7 protein-coding genes and 1 pseudogene are annotated in these 7,121 nt (G+C 50.9%); 2 read left to right on the forward strand and 6 right to left on the reverse strand.

From position 1 onward, the window contains the following. Positions 1 to 60: 60 nt before the first annotated feature. The 5 genes from B3W37_RS13760 to B3W37_RS13780 form a co-directional block, all read right to left on the reverse strand. Positions 61 to 357: a hypothetical protein gene (locus tag B3W37_RS13760; RefSeq protein WP_483176148.1), complete on the reverse strand. Its 297-nt coding sequence runs from the start codon at positions 355 to 357 to the stop codon at positions 61 to 63. 15 nt (positions 358 to 372) lie between these two features. After that, positions 373 to 1,128 (reverse strand): helix-turn-helix domain-containing protein, encoded by a 756-nt coding sequence (locus tag B3W37_RS13765; RefSeq protein WP_483169257.1) that lies wholly within the window; start codon positions 1,126 to 1,128, stop codon positions 373 to 375. A 111-nt stretch (positions 1,129 to 1,239) separates the two neighbouring features. Then, a complete protein-coding gene (locus B3W37_RS13770; RefSeq protein ID WP_483169256.1) occupies positions 1,240 to 2,205 on the reverse strand; it encodes a PfkB family carbohydrate kinase in 966 nt (321 codons plus the stop codon). 39 nt (positions 2,206 to 2,244) lie between these two features. Further along, positions 2,245 to 4,491 (reverse strand): FtsK/SpoIIIE family DNA translocase, encoded by a 2,247-nt coding sequence (locus tag B3W37_RS13775; protein WP_483169255.1) that lies wholly within the window; start codon positions 4,489 to 4,491, stop codon positions 2,245 to 2,247. A 109-nt stretch (positions 4,492 to 4,600) separates the two neighbouring features. Further along, entirely contained in the window at positions 4,601 to 5,386 is a 786-nt protein-coding gene (locus B3W37_RS13780) for an undecaprenyl-diphosphate phosphatase (protein ID WP_483176149.1), read from the reverse strand. A 160-nt stretch (positions 5,387 to 5,546) separates the two neighbouring features. Between B3W37_RS13780 and B3W37_RS13785 the strand changes: the two genes are divergently transcribed. Both B3W37_RS13785 and B3W37_RS13790 read left to right on the forward strand, forming a co-directional pair. Then, on the forward strand, positions 5,547 to 6,248 hold the full coding sequence (locus B3W37_RS13785; protein ID WP_481043146.1) for a ClpP family protease: 702 nt from the start codon (positions 5,547 to 5,549) through the stop codon (positions 6,246 to 6,248). Beyond that, positions 6,245 to 6,469: a YlzJ-like family protein gene (locus B3W37_RS13790; RefSeq protein WP_483169254.1), complete on the forward strand. Its 225-nt coding sequence runs from the start codon at positions 6,245 to 6,247 to the stop codon at positions 6,467 to 6,469. The genes B3W37_RS13785 and B3W37_RS13790 overlap by 4 nt, the downstream gene beginning before the upstream one ends. A 133-nt stretch (positions 6,470 to 6,602) precedes the next feature. Here B3W37_RS13790 and B3W37_RS13795 read toward each other — a convergent pair. Further along, a pseudogene (locus B3W37_RS13795) lies at positions 6,603 to 7,121 on the reverse strand (RNase J family beta-CASP ribonuclease); the annotation flags it as partial.

A 7,121-nucleotide genomic window follows, 5' to 3' on the forward strand; every position in this document is an offset into this window, starting at 1 on the left:
GAGAAGGAACTGCAGGAGGTCTTTTCATGAGTGCAGAAAAAGCCCGGGCATTTGTAGATATCAGCCGTCCAGCTCAGGCATCTCTTCCATCAAATATGATCCATATCTTTGCGCCATGCATCCTGCTACCACAAGGTATTTAAGGCTTCCACGGCTCTTTAAAAGACCGGTTTCAATGATCCGGTCAATTGCTTCTTGACGGGCCTCCTCAATGAAAGCACAGGTATTTATTATTATCAGATCCGCTTTTTCGGGCTGGGATACCAATTTATAACCGGCTTTTTTAAGCCGGTATAGTATTATTTCACTATCAACTCTGTTTTTGGAACATCCCAGACTAATCAGGCCTACATTCACTGGAGAAATCCTTTACTATGAACTCAAGCGGGCCACCCGGAATTCCTTGTGGATAACCTCGCCGCTTTCGCCCAGGGGACCAATTTTGTCGCCATTATAATAAACCTCGATACCCCCGGCGTTGCCTACTGTCAATAAGACCGCCTCCCGGCCTTCAAAAACCTGTTCCTGTCCGGCAGTCAGGGTGCTCGAGAACACTGTCTCCCCGTCTACTATGGCTTTCACCCAGCAGTCGCTCAGAGCCGCGACGCGCACCGTTGCGCTCATATCCCGCTCATCGGTTTGGGCAGGATCGCCGGCAGGATTATTATTCTGCTCCTCAGGCCCGGGGGCAGTTGGGTTTTGCTGCTGCGAGGTTGGGTTTTGGGCCACATTGGGGCTGTGGTTGGAAATGGCGCCGACAATCATGTTCCCCACCCATAAAGCCACCAGCAGAAAGGCGCCAGCCACCACAACATTGCGCCAGTTCATGGCCAGAAACTGGAATTCCGGCCCGGACTTTTGGGGTTGAGGCTGCGTTATTTCGGCTTCTTCTTCATAGCCATAAGCCATTTCCACGAACAAGGCCACCAATACCTCATCGTCCAGATGCAGATAGCGGGCGTATTTTTTGACAAATCCAGTGGCATACACTTTTGGTGGCAGGATATTAAATCTTTCTTTTTCAATCGCATCCAGGTACAGCTTGCGAATTTTAGTTTCCTCTTCAATATGTTCAAGAGTCAGTCCCAGACTCTCTCTTTTCTCTTTAAAAACTTGACCAAATTGCATGTTCTCAACTCCTTCTAATGGTCAATAAAACGGTTTTATTGGCATCATGACCCAACAGACGCAATACCCACACACCGAAGGGCAATGATTAACTATGTCTTGTACTACCAATCATGACCCGACAGACGCAGTACCCACACCCATGCGGATGGCTTGCCGCAGGGGATAGTTGTTGGAAAGGCCATAAACCAAGCCGCATAATAGGTACAACAATTGCCGGGCATGATGAAACGATTGATTGGGTAACAAGGGATATTCCTGAATACCACGATGGTTCATATGCATCACTGCGGAATGACCGTCTGTGATGATACAGTGGTCCATTCCCGCTTCAATCAACTCCTGAATACGGCTGCGATGAAAATCGAACTGTACTATATCCGCCAAACCAAGTACTAACAGATGATAACCTTCCAGATATCGGGGAATGAGTTGGTCAGCTTCCAGGCTCAAACAAGTACACAGGCAGGGCAGTTTTTCACCGTCCTTGTGAATCGCCTTGCGGTACACATATTCCTGCCAAACCGGTTCAACCACCAGCCACTCGCAATTAAATATAACCCATTCCCGTAAATTTAACGCCTTTTCATAATCATCGGGGAAAAAGCCTTCCTTAAATAGTATTTCCCCATTACACCTTACCTGACGGGTGGTGCGCTTGTTATTATGACGGTATATATTGGATATGTCGACTTTTTTTCGGGCTAACTGACTCAAAATCAGTTCTCCCTGTTCATCATTGCCGATAACCGATACTATTTTTACATTTGAGCCAAAATCCGCCAGGGACTGACTGGCTTTAAAAGCAAATCCGCCCCAACTGATATCAATTGACGGTACTCCGCCCTCATCTTCGACATCCACTACCAGCAGGCAGTTTCCCAGGACTACAACCGAAACCACCTCATTGAGCACATAGCCTTTACCAAGAATTACTCCCTTTTTCATCAGGTTGGAGATGTGCACCGCCACCGAAGAGCGGGTAATTCCAAACCTTCGGGCTATTTCCTCCTGGGAAATAAGGGGTTCCTTCTTGAGTAAATCAAGGATTTCCTTTTCCCGGAAGGTCAACCGCATACTAATCCCCTTACTGAACGTTGATCTCTAATTTTCATACTAACATAGTTTATTCCTGGCGTATAGCTTTTCAAATTGCTCTTCATCGATCAAAACTTCACGCCGTTTATTGCTGTCCTGCTCGGATATCAGGCCTCTTTCTTCCATGATATCCACCAGCCGGGCGGCTCGGGCATAACCCACCCGTAAACGCCGCTGCAAGAGTGAAACCGAGGCTTTTTTACCGTCCACAAAAATTTTCAAAGCGTCCCAGAAGAGTTCATCATCGGTTCCGTCAGCCTCTTCGTTGTCGGCGAGCTCCAATTCTTCAATCTCATTAACAGGTTCATCAAGATTAAACTGTGCTTTAATAAAGTCCACGGTTTTTTCAATATCCCGGTCGGAGACAAAAGCTCCCTGAATCCTGAACGGTTTCGCCGCTCCTACCGGCAGGAACAGCATATCCCCTTTACCCAGCAGTTTCTCTGCCCCACCGGCGTCCAATATGGTGCGGGAATCGGTCTGGGATGAGACTGCGAAGGCTATCCGGGAAGGGATATTGGCTTTGATGATCCCAGTGACCACGTCTACTGAAGGCCTCTGAGTAGCTACGATCAAATGCATTCCGGCGGCACGGGCCATTTGAGCCAGCCGGCAGATAGCATCTTCCACATCTACCGGAGCCACCATCATCAGATCTGCCAGCTCATCAATGACAATAACTATATAGGGCAGTTTGTCAGTGCTTATCTGATTATAACGTTGAATATCCCGAGCCCCGCTGCTGGCAAAGAGCTGATAGCGCTTTTCCATCTCTCGAACCATCCAGCGCAGGATTAAAGAGGCCTTTTTAGGATCAGTGACCACCGGGGTCATCAGGTGCGGAATGCCGTTATAAATCGTCAGTTCCACCATTTTCGGGTCGATGAAAACCATTTTCAACTCGGAGGGGGTGCTGTGATATAACATGCTCATAATAATACAGTTCAAGCATACACTTTTGCCCGAGCCGGTGGAGCCAGCGATTAATAGATGGGGCATATCATGCAAACGGGCCACTACCGCATTGCCGCTGATATCTTCCCCCAGGGCGAAAGCCAGCGGGCTTTTCAACTTCTTGAAGGCCGGGGCGGAAATCAAACTGCGCAGGCCCACACTTAGTATTTTGCGGTTCGGTACTTCAATGCCTATGGCGGCCTTACCCGGTATAGGAGCTTCAATGCGTATGCCGGGGGCGGCCAGGTTTAATTGCAGGTCATCGGTCAGGCTGATGATGCGGCTGATTTTCACCCCGGCCCCCGGGGTCAGCTCATAGCGGGTTACAGCCGGGCCGCAGCTGACCTGATTGACCTTAACCGCTACCCCGAAGCTGGCAAAAGTATCCTCCAAAACGGTGATGCTTTCTTTTATATTCTTCTTATCGATCAGACGCTCATTGCTAACATCGTTTAACAATTCCAGGGGGGGCAGACAATAATGCTCTTCCTGACGCGGCCGGGTTTTGATCAGCTGCAGGGGCGGCACCGGTTCGATATCGGCCAGGGCGGCCGCCACCGGCAACGGTTGCTGTATGTCCACAATAGGAACCGGGGGGCGTTCTTCCCGGGGGGACGATGCCTCGGCGCTGTCAATAATCAAAGGGGCTGCAGTGACTGTTTTAGAGCCGCTTTCTTCGGCTGCGGCCTGATAAAACATGACCTCATCAAGCCGGGATTTGGCCTGCAGGGCGCCCTGCTGCAGTCTTTTAAAAACTGTCGCCGCCGGCTGGTCGATGAGCAGGAGCAGCCCCAGCAAGGTGCCGAATAATGCCAGTATGCCCAATCCCACATTTCCCACCAGCTGGATCAAGAGGTAAGCCATACTGCCGCCCAGATAACCGCCGCCCAGACTGGCTTGCCCGGCTTCCCAGGCATTCATGCCCGACGGGGTTTTATAAACCGCAAATAATGTTATACCAACTAGCCCGAGCATGCTTAAGCCCCACATTTGCGTTGACCAGGTCTTCTTGTTTATCCCCAGGTGGGCCGACCATCCCAGAATGAACAAGGGCCCTAATACAGCCCCATCCCCGAAGGCATATTCCAAAGCCGCCTTGATGCCGGTCCCCAGCCAGCCGATGATACGGCTGTCATCGGGAAGGCCCTGGGCTTTGCGCAGACTGACATAGGCAAAGACCGCCAGGGTAAAGGCTACCAGTGACAAAATATCATATTTTAGATGTTCAATGGGACCGGGCGACTTAGGCTCAGCTGGCGCCGTTACCTTTACCGTCCGGGTCCTGGGGGTGCTCTTTTTCTTGGCTGCCATCACGGCCTCCCCATACTGCCGCCTGAATGGGCGGATGGATTTAATGGTAAATTTCTCCTGTATTACGTGAATTCCTGCCTCTCCAGAGGCCAAACCCACAACATATTTATTATGTAAAGTAAATCACCAGAGTAACTATTCCCAGTGCCCACACATACCAGGAAAACACCGATAAGCGGCCTTGATTCACCAGTCGCAGCACCACTTTAATGGCAACATAGCCGAAAAAGGCTGCGGAAAACAAACCGGCGGCAATAGCTGATCCCGGTATGGAGGCCATGGCCTCTGTTCCTAAATCCTTTAATTCTAATAAACCTGCTCCCAGAATAACCGGAATGGAGAGCAGAAAGGAAAAACGCGCCGCAAAAGGCCGTTCCATTCCAACCAAAAGCCCGGCCGAAATGGTGGAGCCCGATCTGGAAATCCCCGGTATTATGGCAATGGCCTGCAGAAGGCCGACCCAAAGCACATCTTTGTAACTGGTCTCCCTGATTTCTTTCAAACCAGGCTTGGCCAGGGCCCATTTCTCGGATACCATCAAGACTGCCCCGGTTATCAGCAAACCTATGCCGACCACCAGTAGTGATTTAAAGGTCTGCTCGAAAATGGGTTCCAGTAAAAACCCGGCCAGTGCGGCCGGAATGCAGCCCACTACTATCAAAAGCGTCAGTTTGCTCCAGGGCTTTCTCAACAGTTCTGCGATATCGCTCCAAAAGGCAATAAAAACCGCCACCAGGGTCCCAATATGCACCAGAACATCAAATGCCAGCGGGGTATTCTGCAGGCCCAAGAGATGTTGAAAAATAATCAGATGCCCGGAACTGCTGACCGGCAAAAACTCGGTCAATCCTTGTACTGCGCCCAGGATTAGGGCTTGTATCACTGTCAAAATCATATACCTCCCAGAAAACTACTTAGTAAATTATAGCACAGCTGCTGCAAAACATACCCATTTCCTGGCGATGAGCGCTCTTTAATCGCAGCATCTCATGGTGTAGGTTTTATCGGCCCGGGGCATGCTAATTAAAGAATTCATCAAGGAAGGGGTAATTTTGTTGACAGAGCCAAACCTCCCCAATCAGGAAGAACCGAAACAAGAAGATAAAATCAGTGCCATCAAAGAACTGGGTACTCCCGAAGTCCCCGGGTTCAAGAGCGACATCCATTGCCTGACCATCAGCGGTCAAATCGAGGGGCATATGGTATTGCCGCCGCAAAACAAAACCACCAAGTACGAACACTTTATTCCCCAGTTGGTAGCTGTGGAAGAAAATCCTAACATCAAAGGGCTGTTGATCGTAATGAATACGGTGGGGGGGGATGTTGAAGCAGGCTTAGCCTTATCTGAAATGATAGCCTCCCTATCCAAGCCGACTGTTTCTATCGTAATGGGCGGAGGACATTCTATCGGGGCCGCTATTGCGGTAAGCTCCGACTATTCTCTGATAGCGCCCACAGCCACCATGACCATACATCCTATACGCCTTACCGGCCTGGTCATCGGGGTTCCTCAGACCTACGAGTACCTGGATAAGATGCAGGACCGGGTGGTGCGTTTCGTGGTGGAGCATTCCCATATAAGCGAGGAGACTTTTCGTGAGCTGATGTTTAGGACCGGCAGCCTGGCCAGGGACATCGGAACGGTTCTGGTGGGCGAAGATGCGGTAAGATGCGGTTTGATCGACGCAGTTGGGGGTATTCGCGATGCCATCGCCAAAATCAATCAACTGAAAGAACAGAAGGGGCTTTTGCAATGATAATGTACTCGCCTGATCCCATGAGCCTGGTTTCCTGGGAGACGCCCAACAGCATAAAGATACCCCTGGCTTCGGGCGGCCATATACTGGCGGAAAGTGCCGAAAGCAACCGTATTCGCATTGTCTCGGTCTGCAGCACCGATCCCATGGACTTCCTGGATTTGCGCTATCAGCCCGGCAACATCCTAAGCCTGGATCCCAGTACCGGCCGTTTGGAATAAAAATTGCGAAACTGTCCCCAAAGGGGCGTTTTTCTAGTGTTTGACCAAGATGTTTTCTGACGCCAGAGGGAAAAATGACAAAAAGGGCCGTCCCCAATTGTCACCTTCTCCTCTGGCATCAGACGCTGTCTTGCTAGATTTCCATGATGATAGGGAGAATCATCGGCTTGCGGCCGGTTTTTTCGTAGAGGTGACGGCTAAGTTTCTCCCGTACCTGGGCTTTAATCATGGCCCACTCGGTCAGTCCTTTCTTCATGCATACTTCCAGGGCTTCCCGTACTTTTTCGCGGGCGTCTTCCATCAATTCCTCCGACTCGCGCACATAGACAAAGCCGCGCGAAACCACATCCGGCCCGGAAACGACGTGTCCGCTTTTCGCGTCCAGCGTGCAGACGACCACGATCAGGCCGTCTTCGCCCAGGTGCTTCCTGTCGCGCAGCACGATGCTGCCGACATCGCCGACGCCGAGGCCGTCCACAAGGACGCGGCCCGCCGGGACGCTGGGAAGCTGGCGCATGTAGTCCTGGTTGATCTCCAGCACGTCTCCGATATCGCCGATATAAATATTCTTAGGGTCCATCCCCATGGCCTGGGCGAGCCTTGCGTGCTTGCGCAGATGCTTCTGCTCGCCGTGGACGGGGATGAAATACTT

This window comes from Syntrophomonas sp. UBA5494, assembly GCF_002426325.1.